Annotated in this window: 18 protein-coding genes and 1 pseudogene; 18 read left to right on the forward strand and 1 reads right to left on the reverse strand. The window is 42.1% G+C overall.

The genetic code is table 11. The features are described 5' to 3' along the window. Nucleotides 1–109: 109 nt before the first annotated feature. The 9 genes and pseudogenes from GSQ19_RS20850 (at nt 110) to GSQ19_RS20890 (ending at nt 7,867) form a co-directional block, all read left to right on the forward strand. Nucleotides 110–613, forward strand: coding sequence for a pentapeptide repeat-containing protein (locus GSQ19_RS20850; RefSeq protein ID WP_011319763.1), 504 nt, complete (start codon nt 110–112; stop codon nt 611–613). Between the two features lie 52 nt (nt 614–665). After that, nucleotides 666–1,841, forward strand: a complete 1,176-nt coding sequence (gene purT / locus GSQ19_RS20855) for a formate-dependent phosphoribosylglycinamide formyltransferase (protein WP_011319764.1) — start codon at nt 666–668, stop codon at nt 1,839–1,841. 133 nt (nt 1,842–1,974) lie between these two features. Next, the gene (locus GSQ19_RS20860) at nt 1,975–2,427 is read left to right on the forward strand and encodes a hypothetical protein (RefSeq protein ID WP_011319765.1); all 453 of its coding nucleotides are present in this window, start codon (nt 1,975–1,977) and stop codon (nt 2,425–2,427) included. A 15-nt stretch (nt 2,428–2,442) separates the two neighbouring features. Then, nucleotides 2,443–3,102, forward strand: coding sequence for a PIN domain-containing protein (locus GSQ19_RS20865; RefSeq protein WP_011319766.1), 660 nt, complete (start codon nt 2,443–2,445; stop codon nt 3,100–3,102). Nucleotides 3,103–3,279: 177 nt separating this feature from the next. After that, nucleotides 3,280–3,858: a GNAT family N-acetyltransferase gene (locus tag GSQ19_RS20870; protein WP_011319767.1), complete on the forward strand. Its 579-nt coding sequence runs from the start codon at nt 3,280–3,282 to the stop codon at nt 3,856–3,858. A 489-nt stretch (nt 3,859–4,347) separates the two neighbouring features. Next, nucleotides 4,348–4,562 (forward strand): annotated as a pseudogene (locus GSQ19_RS20875) (SulP family inorganic anion transporter); the annotation flags it as partial. A gap of 138 nt (nt 4,563–4,700) precedes the next feature. Further along, nucleotides 4,701–5,810 carry a sodium-dependent bicarbonate transport family permease gene (locus GSQ19_RS20880; protein ID WP_011319769.1) on the forward strand — a complete coding sequence of 370 codons (1,110 nt, stop codon included), beginning with the start codon at nt 4,701–4,703 and terminating at the stop codon, nt 5,808–5,810. 85 nt (nt 5,811–5,895) lie between these two features. Continuing rightward, nucleotides 5,896–6,228, forward strand: a complete 333-nt coding sequence (locus tag GSQ19_RS20885) for a P-II family nitrogen regulator (RefSeq protein WP_011319770.1) — start codon at nt 5,896–5,898, stop codon at nt 6,226–6,228. 277 nt (nt 6,229–6,505) lie between these two features. Next, nucleotides 6,506–7,867 carry a cation:proton antiporter gene (locus GSQ19_RS20890; RefSeq protein ID WP_011319771.1) on the forward strand — a complete coding sequence of 454 codons (1,362 nt, stop codon included), beginning with the start codon at nt 6,506–6,508 and terminating at the stop codon, nt 7,865–7,867. 384 nt (nt 7,868–8,251) lie between these two features. On the opposite strand, the gene GSQ19_RS20895 is transcribed toward GSQ19_RS20890, so the two are convergent. Further along, nucleotides 8,252–8,524 carry a hypothetical protein gene (locus GSQ19_RS20895; RefSeq protein WP_011319772.1) on the reverse strand — a complete coding sequence of 91 codons (273 nt, stop codon included), beginning with the start codon at nt 8,522–8,524 and terminating at the stop codon, nt 8,252–8,254. Between the two features lie 248 nt (nt 8,525–8,772). Here GSQ19_RS20895 and GSQ19_RS20900 point away from each other — a divergent pair, with 248 nt between their 5' ends. The 9 genes from GSQ19_RS20900 (at nt 8,773) to GSQ19_RS20940 (ending at nt 19,011) form a co-directional block, all read left to right on the forward strand. Beyond that, the gene (locus GSQ19_RS20900) at nt 8,773–9,585 is read left to right on the forward strand and encodes a hypothetical protein (RefSeq protein WP_011319773.1); all 813 of its coding nucleotides are present in this window, start codon (nt 8,773–8,775) and stop codon (nt 9,583–9,585) included. A gap of 819 nt (nt 9,586–10,404) precedes the next feature. Continuing rightward, complete coding sequence (locus GSQ19_RS20905; RefSeq protein ID WP_011319774.1) at nt 10,405–10,641, forward strand: hypothetical protein; 237 nt, start codon at nt 10,405–10,407, stop codon at nt 10,639–10,641. A 182-nt stretch (nt 10,642–10,823) separates the two neighbouring features. Then, nucleotides 10,824–12,581: an ATP-binding protein gene (locus GSQ19_RS20910; RefSeq protein WP_011319775.1), complete on the forward strand. Its 1,758-nt coding sequence runs from the start codon at nt 10,824–10,826 to the stop codon at nt 12,579–12,581. A gap of 370 nt (nt 12,582–12,951) precedes the next feature. Then, nucleotides 12,952–13,182: a NifU family protein gene (locus tag GSQ19_RS20915; RefSeq protein ID WP_010995481.1), complete on the forward strand. Its 231-nt coding sequence runs from the start codon at nt 12,952–12,954 to the stop codon at nt 13,180–13,182. Between the two features lie 135 nt (nt 13,183–13,317). Further along, nucleotides 13,318–15,552 (forward strand): glycoside hydrolase family 57 protein, encoded by a 2,235-nt coding sequence (locus tag GSQ19_RS20920; protein ID WP_011319776.1) that lies wholly within the window; start codon nt 13,318–13,320, stop codon nt 15,550–15,552. 235 nt (nt 15,553–15,787) lie between these two features. Beyond that, complete coding sequence (locus GSQ19_RS20925) at nt 15,788–16,870, forward strand: serine/threonine-protein kinase (protein ID WP_011319777.1); 1,083 nt, start codon at nt 15,788–15,790, stop codon at nt 16,868–16,870. Between the two features lie 164 nt (nt 16,871–17,034). Continuing rightward, on the forward strand, nt 17,035–18,399 hold the full coding sequence (miaB, locus tag GSQ19_RS20930) for a tRNA (N6-isopentenyl adenosine(37)-C2)-methylthiotransferase MiaB (RefSeq protein ID WP_011319778.1): 1,365 nt from the start codon (nt 17,035–17,037) through the stop codon (nt 18,397–18,399). Nucleotides 18,400–18,448: 49 nt separating this feature from the next. Next, nucleotides 18,449–18,673: a DUF433 domain-containing protein gene (locus GSQ19_RS20935; protein ID WP_011319779.1), complete on the forward strand. Its 225-nt coding sequence runs from the start codon at nt 18,449–18,451 to the stop codon at nt 18,671–18,673. Continuing rightward, nucleotides 18,670–19,011: a DUF5615 family PIN-like protein gene (locus tag GSQ19_RS20940; protein WP_011319780.1), complete on the forward strand. Its 342-nt coding sequence runs from the start codon at nt 18,670–18,672 to the stop codon at nt 19,009–19,011. Before GSQ19_RS20935 ends, GSQ19_RS20940 begins: the two co-directional genes overlap by 4 nt. Nucleotides 19,012–19,041 lie beyond the last annotated feature (30 nt).

The following is a 19,041-nucleotide window of genomic DNA, read 5'->3' on the forward strand; positions in this document are numbered from 1 at the left end:
GTTACTCTTTGTCTGAGTGGAAGTTTGACTAGGTTTTCAGGTTAGTGCTTTTCATCGGGCTATTGATAACTTTAGCCGTGCATCCAATAGTTAGATATAGTGCCAAACAATGATCATGATCAATCCTCATACTCAAGACATCCGCTCTCAGTCCATTCATTTTTTAGAACAGACTCCATCAGAACGCCTGCAAATTCTGCAAGAATTAGGCTTGGGCCGTTTCAAGTTCTTATCTAAAATCCGTCTGAATGACAGCAACGTTGATTGTGTGATTCGCTTCTTTCAAAATCCCGGACAGATGAAATTTCCCAATCTTTCTGGTGCGGATTTGTCTGAATTAAATTTAGACGAAGTAAGTTTAATTCGAGGTAATTTGTCAGAGGCAAATTTACAAGGAAGTAGCCTATTAAATGCTGATCTAATTTTTGTGAATTTCACAAAAGCTGACTTAAGAAAAGCTGATTTAAGAGGTGCAACTCTCAATGGAACTGTTTGGTTAGATACCCTTGTGGACGAGTGCCAGTTAGGAATTGGTAATGGTTTAACCAAGCAGCAACGTAAAGATTTACAACTGCGGGGAGCGAAGTTCAACTATTTGGCAGATGATAATTAAATTGCAGTATTAACTATTAGGCTGCTGGATTTTATTTATCTGGGAAAGGTGCATGAGTAAGGCAATTAAGCTACCCCAAAAACTAATGTTATTGGGGTCAGGTGAGTTGGGCAAAGAATTTGTCATTGCGGCTCAACGTCTTGGTAATTATGTGATAGCCGTTGACCGCTACGCCAACGCACCCGCGATGCAGGTTGCTGATTTTTGTGAAGTAATATCAATGCTTAGTGCTGATGATTTAGAAGCTGTAGTCACTAAGTATCAACCTGATTTTATCATACCAGAGATTGAAGCAATTAGAACCGAGAAACTACAGGAATTTGAAGACAGAGGTATCACTGTCATCCCCACTGCGGCAGCTACGAATTATACAATGAACCGCGATCGCATTCGGGAATTAGCCCATGAAGAATTAGGTATTAGAACCGCGAAATATGGTTATGCTATTACTTTAGAAGAATTGATTGCTGTTTCTGATGAGATAGGTTTTCCCAATGTAGTCAAACCTGTGATGTCGTCCTCAGGTAAGGGACAATCGGTAGTAGCTACAAAAGAGGAAGTAGAAAAAGCTTGGAATTATGCGATCGCTAATTCTCGTGGTGATAGTCAAAAAGTCATCGTCGAAGAATTTATCAACTTTGAAATTGAAATAACTCTCCTCACCATTAAACAGTGGGATAGTCCGACAATTTTCTGTTCACCCATCGGACACCGTCAAGAACGAGGCGATTATCAAGAATCTTGGCAACCGGCCGGCATTAGTGAAGATAAGATATTAGAAGCGCAAGCCATAGCCAAAAAAGTCACAGATGCTTTAGGCGGTGCTGGCATATTTGGGGTAGAATTTTTCATTACCAAAGACGAAGTAATCTTTTCTGAACTATCACCTCGTCCCCACGATACGGGAATGGTGACATTAATTTCACAAAATTTGAACGAATTTGAGTTACATTTACGAGCAATTTTAGGCTTACCCATTCCCAAAATAGAACAGTTGGGGCCTTCAGCCAGTGCCGTAATTTTAGCATCAGAAAAATTAGATGCACCCGTGTTTACGGGTATCGCCGAAGCATTAGCCGCACCAGACGTAGATATTAGACTATTTGGTAAACCCACAGCACATCCTTACCGCCGTATGGGTGTCGCCTTAGCCAAAGCCGAGAATGTGCAAGCCGCTAGGGAGAAAGCGACAGACGCAGCAAGTAAAATCCAAATCAGTAGTCAATAATTGCTGACTACTGCAAAAAAATTTTCAAAGTTCCTAAAAATGTCCATATCTCAAAGGAAAAATTTAGTTATGCAGGCACTATCCGATGAGATTATAATTAACTAATGTTACCAATGTCACGAGGATGATAAAAATGGATGTTGAGAAACTCCGTGACGAAACAATAGAGATATCAGATATTACAGCCTGGAATAAAAATGGGCAAAAACTTTTAGTATCAAAAATTAGAGCCAGAGACATTCAAGAAGATATTAAATCTAAATTAGAAGAAATTCTCAAATTTGAATATAAACATAATGGAATTATAGTGCCTTATGCTATAACCGCTACTCGTGAAGAAATTAAGATTTTTGAATGGGATGGCAAAAATCTCAAGGATATCTACACCTTCCCAACTCATGAAATTATGTCTGAGTACGATGCAGAATTTAGTAATAAGAGAATTTTTGAGTATTATCTAGAAACATTAGTCGAGGGATGGTTAAGAGATTTAGCTGAACACTGGAAAACTGATAATCCACCTAAATCAAAAGAATTAAAGCAGATAGGTTTCGTGGAAAAGCTAGCCGATGCGGCGGTACAGTGAAGGGTCGTAATTTTAGTGATAACGCTTTATATCGAAACTAATTTCTTTATTGGGTTTGCTAAAAGCCAGGATAAGGATTCTGAAAAATTAGTCAATAACATATCGCCAGATAGAAATACACTGATTAAAATTGTGACTCTTTCAGTGTGTTGTATGGAATCTCTTTCTGTACTAAATGATGAAATTAGTATAAGCAATCGTTTCCAAAATAATTTGGATTTTGAAAGAAATAAACTAAAAGGAGATAAAAATTCCCCATATTCTCAAGAAATTCAAAGATACCTTGAACAAGCCAAAATTAAAAATAAAGCGCGATTGAATTATATAAATAATCGTCTCTTTCAAGTTCTTGAATGGGCTACTAAGAATGTAGAGTTAATACAATTAAAACCAGATATACTAAGTGCAAGTCTTCAACAAATACTTATTACTGATCAAACAGATAACCTAATTTTGCATTGTATTCTTGATCACGCCCGAACTCATCAGAACACATATCCAAATGGGAAGAAAATCTTATTAACTGAAAACTCTAGAGACTTTGGTACAAAAGAAATCAAGGAAATATTGCAGGGAGTTGGTATCAAGTATCTTACTAGCACGGAAAAGTTTCTAGGTTGGCTGCAATCAAAAAACATAGAAGCTTACAATTCCATACAACCAACTTTTGGATGACTTTAATTCATCACACTTACGATCATGAACTATCAATGGCTAATCTGTGATATATCCATCAAGTTGATCATCTCACGCCACTGTGGGCGACTATTTATGCCCTTGCATCAACAATATGTACCAGAAAGCCGCCACTCATTAACATAGATAAAGATATAGCATTTGCCCGTCTAGGTTATGAAGTCAGAACTACCGATAATTGCTAGCGATCGCCTAATATTACGTATAGGTATCCAAGAAGATATCCCCAAAATCCTCAAATACTTTCTGGAAAATAAAGATTATCTCACTCCATTCTATCCTACTTGGGTTGACCAGTTCTTTACAGCAGAATATTGGCACTATCAATTAGAAAATAATTTTTTAGAATTTATCCATGACCAGTCTTTAAAACTATTTATCTTTCCCAAAAAGCGACCGACAGAAATTATCGGGACTATAAATTTTAATAATTTTGTTAAAGGCGCTGCCCATTTTTGTTATGTAGGATATAGTCTCGCAGAAACTGAACAAGGCAAAGGATATATGACGGAAGCTTTAAAAGCAGCTACCGATTATGTGTTTGAAGAATTGAATTTCCACCGCGTTATGGCTCATTATATGCCCCACAATCAGCGTAGTGGCAACGTACTCAAAAGGCTAGGTTTTGTCGTGGAAGGTTACGCCAGGGACTATTTATTAATTAATGGTAAATGGCAAGACCATATTTTAACTAGTCTTATCAACCCCAACTGGCAAGAAAACGAAAATGGGTAATGAGTACTGAAAATCCCATAATTAACCTATTACCACTAAAACTCCAAAGGGGTACGCCGACAAAATACCTTTTGCAACGCTACCGCGTAGCTTGCTTCCCCGTGAGGGTAAGGGTTCTCCGTAGGAGTACGAAAAGAAAGAACAAGCGTTTGAGGCTGTGTATTTGTCGCATTCTTTTTTCAAATTGGTCTAACAACCATAGAAAAATTCTATGCAAACAATATTTTTATCTTAATCATCCATTAAGCACGAATACCCATAGTAGCGTAAAGTTAAAAACATCCAAATAATTTAAATATTACGATTTAGTTTTTTAAAGCTTGAAATCGCTCGACAATCATCCTCAACATTCTGTTGTTGAGAATTTTTTGAGTGTCTGATTGCCGATGCCAGACTTCATTCTCCAACTGAATCTTTATTCGTGGCCGATCTTTTCTATGAAAGGGAGCGCTTCCAATTAGTTCGATCTACCGTTCATTGACCACAACTATGGCAATCACCAATCTCATCCAGTTTAATAACCTCCGAGGCGATATCTTCGGCGGTGTCATTGCTGCCATTGTCCCGTTACCCCTGGCCTTCTGATCTGCCTCTAGGGCGGGTTCCCTCGGTGAACTCTATGGGGCAGTTTGTGTTGGCTTTTTTGCCGACTTGTTTGGCGGTAGCCAACGTTAATTTCTGAACCGACTGGGTTAATGACTATCAGACCCGTCTACAGGTTCCCATACAGCACCTGTGATGTAAAGGTGAAGCTCCTCACTCTTACTTAGAGTAAATCTTGAAAGTTCATTTAGTTCATTTATTGCAATACTCCTCATCAGAGGAAGCACAAGGAGGTATTCGTGGATTTTGTGTCGCTGTTCGTGAAGGACTTCATTGCCCAATTACAGTCCCCAACACTCGCCTTTTTGATTGGTGGGATGATCATTGCTGCCCTCGGTAGCGAATTGGTTATTCCTGAGTCGATTTGTACGATCATCGTCTTCATGCTGCTCACCAAAATCGGTCTGACAGGTGGAATTGCGATCCGTAATTCCAATCTGACTGAGATGGTGTTACCCATGATCTTTGCTGTAATAACAGGGATTACGATTGTATTCATCTCGCGCTATACGTTAGCCAAGCTGCCAAAGGTCAAAGTCGTTGATGCGATCGCAACTGGGGGATTGTTTGGAGCCGTGAGTGGTTCTACAATGGCTGCCGGTCTGACGGTACTGGAAGAACAAAAGATGGCATATGAGGCATGGGCTGGCGCACTCTATCCCTTCATGGATATCCCAGCGTTGGTAACTGCAATTGTTATCGCCAACATTTACCTCAACAAGAAGAAGCGTAAAGAAGCAGTCTACTCTACTGAGCAGCCTGTTGCGGCTGGTGATTATCCCGATCAAAAAGATTATCCCAGCAGCCGTCAGGAGTATCTCAGCCAGCAGAAGGGAGATGAGGATAATCGCGTCAAGATATGGCCGATCATCGAGGAAAGCCTCCGGGGTCCTGCCTTATCGGCAATGTTGTTAGGTCTCGCTCTGGGACTATTCACCCAGCCGGAAAGTGTCTATAAAAGCTTCTACGATCCCGCCTTTCGCGGCTTGCTTTCGATTTTGATGCTGGTCATGGGGATGGAAGCTTGGTCAAGAATTGGTGAACTGCGTAAGGTAGCCCAGTGGTACGTTGTATATAGTGTGGTGGCACCGTTTGTACATGGGCTAATCGCCTTCGGTCTCGGCATGATTGCCCACTACACCATGAACTTCAGCATGGGCGGTGTTGTGATCCTAGCTGTCATCGCCTCCTCTAGTTCAGACATCTCAGGACCACCCACATTGCGAGCTGGTATCCCATCAGCCAATCCATCCGCCTATATAGGCGCATCCACAGCCGTCGGTACGCCAGTTGCGATCGGCTTGTGTATACCGTTCTTCCTCGGACTTGCCCAGGCGATCGGCGGCTAATCCCAGACGGATTGAGGTCTGTCGGCGCTTCCTTGACCTGGCAGACCAAGTAGATCAATGTACATCATTTAAGGAGGTAACTAACATGAGCAAGCGTGCCAACAAGCTCGTCATCGTCACAGAAAAGGTTCTGCTGAAAAAGGTCGCCAAGATCATTGAAGAAGCTGGGGCGACTGGTTATACGGTGGTGGATACTGGCGGTAAAGGCAGTCGCAACGTGCGCTCTACGGGTAAACCCAACACTTCCGATACCGATTCCAATGTAAAGTTCGAGGTACTCACCGAAAATCGGGAGATGGCAGAGAAGATTGCGGATCAGGTCGCAATCAAGTTTTTCACCGATTATGCGGGCATTATCTATATCTGTGAAGCAGAGGTACTGTACGGGAGAACTTTCTGTGGGCCAGACGGCTGTTGAATCGAAATGACTCGCCACGAAAGGAACAAGCAAGTCATTGCTGCGAGTTTCTGTGGGTCAGACGACTGTTGCATCAAGAGGACACAGACCCCAAAGGCCGAGGTCATAACCTCGGCTTTTGAGTGACCGTGTTTCCTGTCCGCACTACCTTGATCCTGGTGCAGAAGTTATTCCCCCCGCAGTTTTATAACTTCCTCAAACCCTTAACCTTCATTGCTTTAAACTCATGATTTTGTCCAACATTCTGCCTCCTTTCATTGGGGGGATGACCACTCTCATGGCTCCGATACCATTCCTGGCGACCGTTGTTGCTGAGGATTCACCCATTATTCTGTCTGGCGTATTGCTGACGCTGGTGGTGATTTATCTGGCCAGCAAGTTCGGTGCAGAGGTCGCCAGACGCTTGGATTTTCCTCCCGTCCTGGGGGAACTAGTCGCCGGTGTAATTGTCGGCGTTTCGGCATTGCACCTGGTGATATTTCCCGAAGGGGGGCTGTCTGCCTCTGACTCGGTGATTATGACTGCGTTGCAAGGATTGAATCAATTGGCACCAGATGCCCTCACCCGAATCTTTGAGTCGCAAAGTGAAGTGATTTCAGTTCTAGCTGAAATCGGCGTGATTATTCTGCTGTTTGAAATCGGACTGGAATCCGATCTGCGGCAACTGAAGGAAGTGGGAATTCAAGCCACGGTTGTCGCCTGTGTCGGAGTCGCGGCACCTTTTGCGGCAGGTACGGCAGGGTTAATGATACTCTTTCATGTCGCAGCCATTCCAGCGATTTTTGCGGGGGCTGCGTTAACGGCAACGAGTATTGGCATTACCTCTAAAGTGTTGTCAGAGTTAGGTCAACTCAAATCCAAAGAAGGACAAATCATTGTTGGCGCGGCGGTGATTGATGATGTTCTCGGCATTATTGTCTTGGCTGTAGTCGCCAGTTTAGCCAAAACCGGTGAAATTGATGTTGCCAATGTCATTTATTTGATTGTCAGTGCTACGGCATTCTTGATTGGATCAATTTTATTGGGGGGTGTCTTTAACAAAGGTTTTGTGGCGATCGTAGAGCAGCTCAAAACCCGTGGAAATATCGTCATTCCGGCATTTATCTTCGCTTTCTTTATGGCATTTTTAGGGAACGCCATTCACCTCGAAGCGATTTTGGGTGCCTTTGCTGCGGGTTTGGTACTCGATGAAACCGATCCCCGGAACGAGTTGGATGAATTAATCAAACCGATCGCCGATTTACTGGTACCTGTCTTTTTTGTGACGGTGGGAGCGCGTGCCGACCTCGGTGTTTTAAACCCGGCGTTACCAGAGAATCGGGCGGGACTATTGATTGCAACGTTTTTGATCGCAGTGGCGATTATCGGCAAGCTGATCACAGGTTGGGCAGTGTTTGGACAACCCGGCATCAATCGAGTGGCGATCGGGATTGGGATGATTCCACGAGGTGAGGTGGGTCTAGTGTTTGCCGGCATCGGATCAGCTAGCGGCATTTTGGATAAGCCTCTGGAGGTGTCAATTATTATCATGGTAATTTTGACAACTTTTCTGGCCCCACCTTTTTTACGGGTTGCCTTTGGTTCATCCACGAATCCCATCCCAGAATCTACCACGCCTGTAGAAACAGTAAGTGAGTAACGGCTTTAGGGAGTTCCAAGCAATAAAATCCCCAATGTATAAGAATGATAATTATTATAGGGGAAGGGAAGTCAGGGCTGCCGATGGCAGCCCTGACTTCCCTTTTTATTGAATATATGAATTCACAACATATGATGAATAGGAAGGCAAATTTGCTTACTTAGTAGTCAATCTCAGATAAGAATAACAGGGTCAGAAATAATGAATGAACTTAAAACACTCTTTCCTGTTGAGTTATGAGGGATGAGTAAGTAGAACGTAGCCTAAGCAAATAACAAAAGAAGCAAGTTATTAACTGTTAAATGGGTTCTTTATTAGAAAAAACTTTCACAACTCCCCTATTAGAAGTAAGGGGAGTTTTTGGATTTTACAAGCAGACGCTTTTTAGTTCCAGGGTGAAGGGATAGCTGTTGTTGATAGTACCTTATCAGCCATCAACCTGATTGCGGTTCTACCACAACTGGGACAAGTGAGTTCTAAAACTTGTGGGGAAACTCCTTCTACCTCACTTAATAACCCTTGTTTACAGTGCCAACATTCAAAAATAACTCTGCTGACTGGTTGGTTACAGTCTAGTATTTTAACGTGTTGAAAGTTTCTAGTTTCGTTGTCTTGAGTTCTTGGCTTGTAAGATTTTTTAATTTCTTTAATTTCCATATTGTCTGTAAGTGCTGGTAATTTACATTACAAAATGATGCTCAAGGCATGGGTTGACAATCCGTAGAAGAAAAGGAAGTGTTCAAACCTTGGCTTTTTCTCTTTTCAGGCTTTTTCACATAAAACTGGGTGTCCTTCGATTTTATTTGGAAGACTTCCTTAACTCAATAGAAATGCGGAAATTCATAATAAGGCTGGGTAGATTATTTTATAAAAATCACCATCTCTGAGATCAACAGGGTATATTTATGACGGACTTAAAAGAAGTATTAACCTTTATTGAAAAAATTGAAAGTGAAAATCTGGGCAAATCGGCTTATGAAATCGCTAATCTTTTACGTGGTTATACAAAGTCAGAATACACGAGTAAGTTATGGACTTTAGCCACAGGGTATGAGCAAAAATACATTGCAGGAGCATTTCAAGGCAGACTCAACAAACATTTATTATTGAGTGGCGAAATGACTGACTTTGCTCATTTCATCGCCTCACTTTCCGACCAAATCAACCAACCAGGAATTAAAAAGTCTGACTTAACCAGTTGGACTGCTGACCATACCTCATGGGCTGGGGATATTGGCTCTGCTATTATATTTTATCGCTCTCAAGCTGATAAAGGGAATGCCATGACCCTTGAGAGAGTACTGATGGGTCTGGCTAGTGACTCCGATTTTACCGCTAATGTTGCCGCTTACTTAGTTGGCTTTGTGATTAATTTAAATCAACAAACTACCATTTCACAAGCTATTGCTGATTACGATGAAATCCAATATGCAGAGCATATTAAAATATTTATCAAGAAACGTTTTGGGGGCATTATTGAGGGTAATAAATTACAAAATCCAGATTTAATTGAATCGGAAATTCAGCAATCTGTGTCTACTTTTATGAAGTTATATTCCCCTGCATCTAATTTATATAAATCTTTAAAAACCTTACTAAAATTTCCACCTCAATTAAGATGGCAGAACAAGACTGTGCTTAATAGTAGTGATTTGCAGATTGGTTCTCAACATTTCTTGTCTCATGTGATGAAATATGCAGCCTTAGAGAGACAATAGTTATTTTTCAGAATCCTTGGCTTTTCTCATCCTCCTACTCTCAGGGACTTCCAGCTAAAAAAATATCCCATCGCTTTGATGAGCAGAGAGAAGTCTGAGCGCAGGTTTCCTCGGATCAGAATTTCGGGGGGAGCAGAGGGAGAAATCATCTTCTCATCGTCTTTGCTATCAACATTGGATAATGTATTTTCTGGAAATCCCCGATAACTGTGTTTTTTGACGCTTTGTCATCAAGCCGAGGTAGGAGCATGAGGCTTCTAGAATTAAATTGAGCGATCGCGCTTACCTCCTTGAGCATGAGCATTCAAAAACCAAACAGAATTTCTCTATGCTGCAATTTAAAGGAGTAGCATAGTTTAAGAGTTGATAAAACTTGAATTATTTCCGGGATATTACAGTTGCCACTGATTACTTTATCAAAAATCTACGCTTTTGCGACCCCCTTCTTCCCCAAATCCTAGTCCGAATTTAAAGATTACTCACAGACTTTTTAAGAATCTCTATAAAGTCTATTTTTCTCTGCCAGTATTCATCAACCTGAAGCGTACAATAAATATATATAAGTACATAGTGTAGATATGATGGGCAAATACCACCCGTATTTGCTCGGAATCTCTGGTTTACTGACAAAACTTCTAGCTTCATTGTCTAGAAAGTTCAATGAAAATTGCCACTGGCTATCTGAATGCTGTTAGTTTAGTGAAATTTCGGGGAACTATGTAACTATAAACTTTTAATATTTGTCAGTAAAATACCCGAACAGTCAATGCAACTGCTTTATAAAGCTTGTGAAAAGACAGTTTCTGAGTATATAAACCTATGAATATGAAAGAAAGAGCTACCGATGCGGATTCAATCCAAGCCGATAAGGTAGAAATCGCTGTCCAACTGGATTCGGAGTTATTGGAGCAAATTCAGCACCTAACTAACGACCCCAGCAAAGTGATTGAAGTAGCCATTCGTCAATGGTTACGGGGTGAAGCTCTCAGAGATGATGAACTGACACGCAGTCCCAATCGCGTGCCAGTCCCGCCTCGTGGAGAATGGAACGATTAACTTTCATAAATAGGCTGTAAAGATAAAGCCTAAAAATGTAAAGTTTGTCAATCTAAATACCAGAACAGTTACAATACGCAATACTCAGTATGTAAAATTGGTCAAATTTTACGCCAAGCTTTGCCCAGCCTTAGTAAGACTGTTTTGAGTTGCCATTAGTCCATCCAACTCGATTCAACGTAATGACTATTACTGCCAATTCCCAATTACCAAATAGATTTCCCCAAAATCTAGAATCGATGAACCACAAGGCTGATGGATTATTAGCAACCCTCGGCGCTGAGTTGGTATATGTGCAGGATGGGGTGGGGCGTTACCTGTCTTTTTATTGGCAGAAAAGTGAACTTTTGGGTTTCAACCAAGAGCAAATAGTATGCGATGGTAATGGACAGGAAATTTTTGTCCCACTGGACAAAGTTTCTTACATGAAGAGACTGCACTATGTCATGGCTAACTTAGCTCCAGAAAAGTTCTCTTGCTGGTTTAGCTGTCATCAAAATCTATTTGAGTTGGAACTGGCTATCACGCCGATTATTCCACCTTTGGGAACTGCTGCCACGACGGTCTTGGTAATGGGAAGGTTATTACAAGTTAAAGTAAATAACCAAGAGGTCAATGTAGCAATTACCACCCCTACACAAACAGACCTAGCTTCGCGATCGCAGCAACACCAAAGATTGGTAAATAAAATTACCAGAAATATTCGCCGGACACTAGATTTAGACGTTATTTGGCAACAAACAGTTGACAGTCTAGGTAAAGCACTCAGGCTAGAGCGCTGTATTATTTGTCCTTACCAGCCCTCTAGCTCTAAAGTGCGAGTAATTGCCGAATATCATCAACCAGATCGTCCTTCCATGCTGGGTTTAGAAATAGATGTGACTTCTGAACCAGCTTTTGCTCAGGCGTTGACAACCTTGGAACCAATCATTATGGAAGTTCCTGGTTATAAACTTTGCCCACAACAGAAAATTTTAGTAGTAGCCACTTGTTACCAAGACCAAGCTAATGGCTTAATAGCGATCAATTTACGGCATGAATGTTATCCCTTAACCAATGCCGAATTAGAACTAGCTAAAGAAGTAGCAGATCAGTTGGGAACAGCGATCGCTCATGCTACCTTATATAAAGAATTAGAAGCAGCACGACAAAAAGCTGAAGAAGCTTCCCGCCTCAAGAGTGAGTTTCTCGCTAATGTCTCCCATGAAATCCGCACCCCCTTGAATGGGATGATTGGTTTCCTCAAGCTGATTTTAGAAGGTATGGCAGACGATGTCGAAGAAAAAAACCAGTTTTTATCGGAAGCTCATCAATTATCTTTACATCTACTCAACATTATTAACGACATCTTAGATATAGCTAAAATCGAAGCTGGCAAAATGGAGTTGGTGTGCGCTCCCATCAAGCTGGAAGAGCTATTCTCTGATGTAGATAACTTTATGCGTCCACAAGCAGAAGTCAAAAACCTCAGTTTCCGGATGCAATTGCCACCAACCTCCGATGAAATCGTTGTGCAAGGCAATTACCAAAGGCTTTTACAAGTCATGTTAAATATAGTCGGGAATGCGATTAAATTTACCCACGAAGGTGGTATTACCGTTTCTGCCGACGTTGTCCTGAAAAAAGGGAAACTCCAAGAACAGCACTTTCCTGGTATGGTGAGAGTCAGAATAGCCGATACAGGCATTGGTGTTTCCTTAGACCAGCAAGACAAATTATTTCAATTATTCTCTCAAGTAGATGGTTCCCGTACTCGTCAGTATGGTGGTACAGGTTTGGGACTGGCAATATCCCAAAAACTTGTAGAGACGATGGGTGGCGAAGTGCATTTTTACAGTCTTGGTGAGGGACTTGGTTCGACAGTCACATTTACCGTACCTCTATACCAACAGCCAGTCATGCTTTCCTCTAACGACGCTGATGCTGAGTGCATCGGTTAAGTCTAGGACTTATGTACTCAGGGATTAGGTGTAAGGGTATAAGGGTGTGAGGGTGTAAGGGTGTGAGGGTGTAAGGGTATGAGGGTTTTAAACATTTACATTCCCATATCCATAAATCCCTATACCCATAAACCCCTATACCCCTACAAGCAATCACAGATTTGCTATGTAGGAATATTATGTGTTCATGACTATCGCATGAAGCAACCGAGAATAAAACACAATTTGGCAGCAATTGGATCTAGGATCGATTTAATCAAGCTGCAAAATAAAACTTTGTGTGGGATATAGAAAAATAGGTAAAGGCAAAATAGCCGATGCCAAATGTTTCGTATCTCACAAATTTTGTTAATTTACTAGGTATCAAGCAATGGAACTAACAATTGACAACGTGGAAACTGTTTTAGATGAAATGCGCCCTTATCTAATTTCTGATGGTGGTAACGTGGAACTTGTAGAACTCGATGGGCCTATTGTTAAATTACGTTTACAAGGTGCTTGCGGTTCTTGTCCTAGTTCTACCATGACTCTGAGAATGGGTATTGAGCGCCGTCTGCGGGAAATGATTCCTGAAATTGCCGAAGTTGAACAGGTAATTTAGGGAATAGGGACTGGGGACTGGGGACTAGGTAAGGACTGAGGATTAGGAAAGAGGCAATTTACCCAATCCCCAATACCCAATCCCCGATACCCAATACCCAATACCCAATCCCCAACACCCAATCCCTAAGACCCTATGACTCATCCGCTATACGTTGCTTTTATTTGGCATCAACATCAGCCATTGTATAAATCTCCTGGTAGCAGCCTTTCCGTGCCTTCTAGTCAGCAATATCGCCTGCCTTGGGTGCGCTTACATGGTACAAAAGATTATTTAGATTTAATACTAATTTTGGAAAAGTATCCAAAATTACATCAAACAGTAAACTTAGTTCCTTCCTTAATTCTGCAACTGGAAGATTATATTGCTGGTACAGCGTTTGACCCTTACCTCAAAGCCAGTCTGACACCAACTGAGCAACTGACTCAGCAACAACGAGAGTTTATCATTCAGCACTTTTTTGATGCTAATCACCACACCTTGATTGACCCTCACCCTCGTTACGCCGAGTTGTACTATCAAAGGCAGGAAAAAGGGCCGGCTTGGTGTTTGGCGAATTGGCAATTAGCAGATTACAGCGACTTGTTGGCGTGGCACAATTTGGCATGGATAGACCCACTGTTTTGGGATGATCCAGAAATTGCGGCTTGGTTACAGCAGGGGCGTAACTTTACCTTAGGCGATCGCCAGCGCATTTATTCCAAACAACGTGATATTCTCAGCCGCATTATTCCTCAGCACCGGAAAATGCAGGAATCTGGGCAATTAGAAGTTACCACCACGCCCTACACTCACCCGATTTTGCCTTTGTTAGCTGACACTAATTCTGGTCGGGTGGCTGTGCCAAATATGGCATTACCTGAGTCCCGGTTTCAGTGGTCAGAAGATATTCCTCGTCATTTGAGAAAAGCTTGGGAACTATATACAGAAAGATTTGGGCAGGAACCCAAGGGCTTATGGCCGTCCGAACAGTCAGTTAGTCCAGATATATTACCGTATATTATCAAACAAGGATTTCAGTGGATTTGCTCAGATGAAGCAGTCTTAGGGTGGACACTGAAACACTTCTTTCATCGGGATGGGGCAGGGAATGTACAGCAGCCAGAACTGTTATATCGACCTTATCGCCTAGCAACTCCAGCCGGAGATTTGGCAATTGTCTTCCGTGACCACAGATTATCAGATTTAATAGGCTTTACCTATGGGGCAATGCCCGCCAAACAGGCAGCCGCTGACCTGGTGGGACACCTACAAGCGATCGCCAAAATGCAACGAGAACGGCCAAGCGAACAGCCTTGGTTAGTGACTATCGCCTTAGATGGCGAAAACTGCTGGGAATTTTACCCCCAAGATGGCAAACCATTCCTAGAAGCTTTATATCAAAGTTTAAGTAACGAATCCCATATCAAACTCGTTACCGTCTCCGAATTTATCGAGGAATTTCCCGCCACAGCCACTATTCCCGCAGAACAACTACATAGCGGTTCTTGGGTTGATGGTAGCTTTACCACCTGGATTGGTGATCCTGCCAAAAACCGGGCTTGGGATTACCTCACCGAAGCGAGAATCATGTTGGCAAATCATCCCGAAGCAACAGAAGAAAATAACCCCGAAGCTTGGGAAGCTTTATATGCTGCCGAAGGTTCAGACTGGTTTTGGTGGTTTGGTGAAGGACATTCCTCAAATCAAGATGCCATTTTTGACCAATTGTTTCGAGAACATTTGTGTGGCATCTATAAAGCTTTGAATGAACCCATACCCGCATATCTCAAGAATCCAGTGGAGGTTCATGCAGCCAGAGCAGATCATTCTCCTGAAGGCTTCATTCATCCTGTAATTGATGGCAGAGGAGATGAGCAAGATTGGGACAAAGCTGGACGGATAGAAATTGGTGGGGCGAGGGGGACAATGCACAACAGCAGCATAGTTCAGCGCCTATGGTATGGGGTAGATCACCTGAATTTCTATTTGCGAGTAGATTTTAAAAGCGGTGTTACCCCTGGACATGGTTTGCCCCCAGAGTTAAACCTGTTGTGGTTTTATCCAGATCGAACAATGCACAATAGTCCGATTCCTTTAGCTGATGTGCCGGACACAGCCCCACTTAATTATCTATTCCATCATCATTTGGAAATTAACTTGCTGACCCAATCAATTCAGTTTCGGGAAGCAGCAGAAAATTATCAATGGCATCCCCGTTTCAGCCGCGCTCAAGTCGCCTTAGAAAATTGTTTAGAAGTGGCGATACCCTGGGCAGATTTGCAAGTTCCGCCAGATTATCCTCTGCGGCTAATTCTAGTACTTGCTGATGAGGGACGTTTTAGTAAATATTTACCAGAAGATACTTTAATTCCGATTGAAGTGCCGTAAGCAGCAATGGAGAGTCTAGTATGAAATTTTACAGGATTGGTATGTAAAGGTTAATAAAACTATGATGATATCCTGAGCTTTATGGTGATTACTCATAGCTTTATAAAAAACCTACACTTGTCAGACTCTCCACTACCCAATAAATATTAATTTTGCAAAGTTGCCGTAATGCTACTGGCACAGAAAAACTTTTGTGGTTAGATTGATAACATCACAAAGTAGCTATTGTTAGGCTATGAATCGCTTTTCGGGAAATATTACTAATTTACATCAGTACAATTTGCAGCAGAATCAGCTAGCGCAAATGTGTGGTTCTAAAGAGCTATTTTGCGATCGCTATCAGATATTGCGGATATTAGGTAGAGGCGGTTTCGGGATCACGTTTCTAGCTGGAGATGCGGTGTTACCAGGAAATCCTTTGTGTGTAATTAAACAGCTTTGCCCTAAAGTTACTAGTGCTAAAAGCTGGCAAAATGCCTGTCAGCGCTTTCAAAAAGAAGCTAAAACTCTCGCTAAACTCGGTAGCCACTCGCAAATTCCCATGCTGCTTAACTACTTTGAAGGCGACGGGGAACTGTATTTAGTCCAAGAATATGTGCGGGGCTATACTTTGTCACAAGAAGTCAGACATCATGGTATAAAGACAGAAGCAGAAGTTAAACGATTTTTGCTAGAATTACTGCCAATTTTGCAATATCTTTATCAAAATCAAGTAATTCACCGAGATATTAAACCGCAAAATATAGTACGTTGTGCAGACGACGGCCGCATAGTATTAATAGATTTTGGTGCAGTTAAGGAAAAATTATCTGATGTGGGTCTAAGTTCATTTAGTCAAAATGCTCACACCAACTTCGTGGGGACAACGGGATTTGCACCACCAGAGCAGTTTTCTTTACGTCCAGTTTATGCCAGTGATATTTACGCCTTGGGTATGACTTGTATTTATCTGTTAACTGGCAAAGCACCTTTAGAAATGGAAAATAACAGCAAAACTGGGGAAATATGTTGGCATAAATACGTAAAAGTTAGTGATGATTTCGCCAAAATTATTCGCAAAATGGTGAAATTTTCCTTAGATGAGCGTTTCCAAAAACCACAGGATGTCATTGAGGCTTTGAATAAAGAAAGGGATTTACCCAACTTTAGTGATTGTCTGACTAGCCAACCATTAAGTAATAAGCGCCAAACAAAAGTAGAAACTTCCGAGAAATACGTCCCATCTGTAACTAGAACTGCAATGGCAATTCGTGAATGGAAAGCCAAACTGCAACAAAAACAGTTACAACGTTCATTGCAGCATTTTTCGTCTGTATAATACACAATTCTGGGGATGAAAAACTAATCAATCACTCCTGTCCTCTGCTTTTCTGCGATAATTTTCACAGCTTGGGGGTTGTTAAAGTTGCTCGACAATCACTAGAGTAAATAGAGAAGAACACAAAGCATATTTAACATACAGCTAACTAAGCATAATTGCCCATGACCACTTCTAACCGCCGCTATCACATCACTACCTTTGGTTGCCAAATGAATAAAGCCGACTCAGAGCGCATGGCTGGCATCTTAGAAGACATGGGCTTTGAGTTTTCCGAAGATCCCAACAATGCAGATGTGATTCTCTACAATACTTGTACAATTCGGGATAATGCTGAACAGAAAGTCTATTCTTACCTCGGCAGACAAGCCAAGCGCAAACACGAACAACCAGACTTAACTTTAGTTGTAGCTGGTTGTGTTGCCCAACAGGAAGGCGAAGCACTACTACGGCGAGTACCAGAACTAGATTTAGTCATGGGGCCACAACACGCCAACCGTCTCAAAGATTTGCTGGAGTCGGTGTTTGCGGGTAATCAAGTCGTTGCTACTGAAGCCGTCCATATTATGGAAGATATCACCCAGGCGCGGCGAGATAGCACCGTGACAGCTTGGGTAAATGTGATTTATGGCTGCAATGAACGCTGTACTTATTGTGTAGTTCCCAACGTGCGCGGTGTGGAACAGTCTCGTACACCGGAAGCCGTTCGTGCAGAAATGGAAGAATTAGGACGGCAAGGTTACAAAGAAATCACCCTACTTGGTCAAAATATTGACGCTTACGGTAGAGATTTACCGGGTGCGACACCAGAAGGACGACACCTACACACCTTTACAGACTTACTGTATTACGTCCATGATGTGCCAGGTATAGAAAGAATCAGATTTGCTACCAGCCATCCCCGTTATTTTACGGAGAGACTAATTAAAGCTTGTGCAGAGTTGCCCAAAGTTTGCGAACATTTCCACATTCCTTTTCAATCTGGCGATAACCAACTATTGAAAGCGATGGCACGGGGTTACACTCAGGAGAAATATCGCCGGATTATCGACACAATTCGTAGATATATGCCAGATGCTTCCATTAGTGCTGATGCAATTGTTGGGTTCCCAGGAGAGACAGAGGAACAGTTTGAGAATACTTTGAAACTGGTGGATGATATTGGCTTTGACCAATTAAACACAGCCGCCTATTCACCCCGTCCCGGCACACCAGCAGCTTTATGGGAAAATCAACTGAGTGAAGAAACCAAAAGCGATCGCCTACAAAGATTAAACCATTTAGTGAACGTGAAAGCAGCCGAGCGATCGCAACGTTACATGGGGCGCATCGAGGAAGTTTTAGTAGAAGAACAAAACCCCAAAGATCAAACCCAAGTCATGGGACGCACACGCGGTAATCGTCTCACCTTCTTCAAGGGAGATATTAATGAACTAAAAGGGCAATTAGTCAAGGTGAAAATTAACGAAGTTCGCGCTTTTAGTTTGACTGGTGAACCGATAGAAATACGGCAAGCTGTACAAGTTTAAATGAATTTACACCACCCTGGAAGTAATTATTTGTGGAGTCTGAATCTAAATGTCAAACTTGTTGCAAAGAATCACAGTCAACCCTAAACAGTGTGGTGGTCGTCCCTGCATTCGTGGTATGAGAATTAGGGTATCAGATGTACTTGATTTGTTAGCTGCGGGACTTAGCTCCGAGCAAATCTTAGCAGAAATGCCCGATTTAGAGATGGATGATTTGAAAGCATCACTCGCTTACGCTGCTCGTAAATTAAATCATCCCATCCTGACGGCATGACAACGATTTGGATTGATGCACATCTGTCGCCGGTGATTGCTACCTGGATTAACAACACATTTGGGATTACAGCATTGGCATTGCGTGACATTGGCTTGAGGGATGCTGAAGACCTGGAGATTTTTGAAGCAGCAAAAGCTCAAGGAGTTATCTTCATCACCAAAGACAGCGATTTTGTTGACTTAGTAGAACGCTTAGGAGAGCCACCAAAAATCATCTGGCTAACCTGCGGTAATACATCAAATGCTCGTTTGCAAGAGATTCTGAGTGTTACACTACCGGACGCATTGAGGCTTCTACAAGCAGGCGAGAGATTGGTAGAGATTAGCGGAGTTTAATATAACTGCATAAAAGCGATCGCCAGTTAG

Origin of the sequence: Trichormus variabilis 0441 (genome assembly GCF_009856605.1) — a bacterium.
Classification (GTDB): Bacteria; Cyanobacteriota; Cyanobacteriia; order Cyanobacteriales; family Nostocaceae; genus Trichormus; species Trichormus variabilis.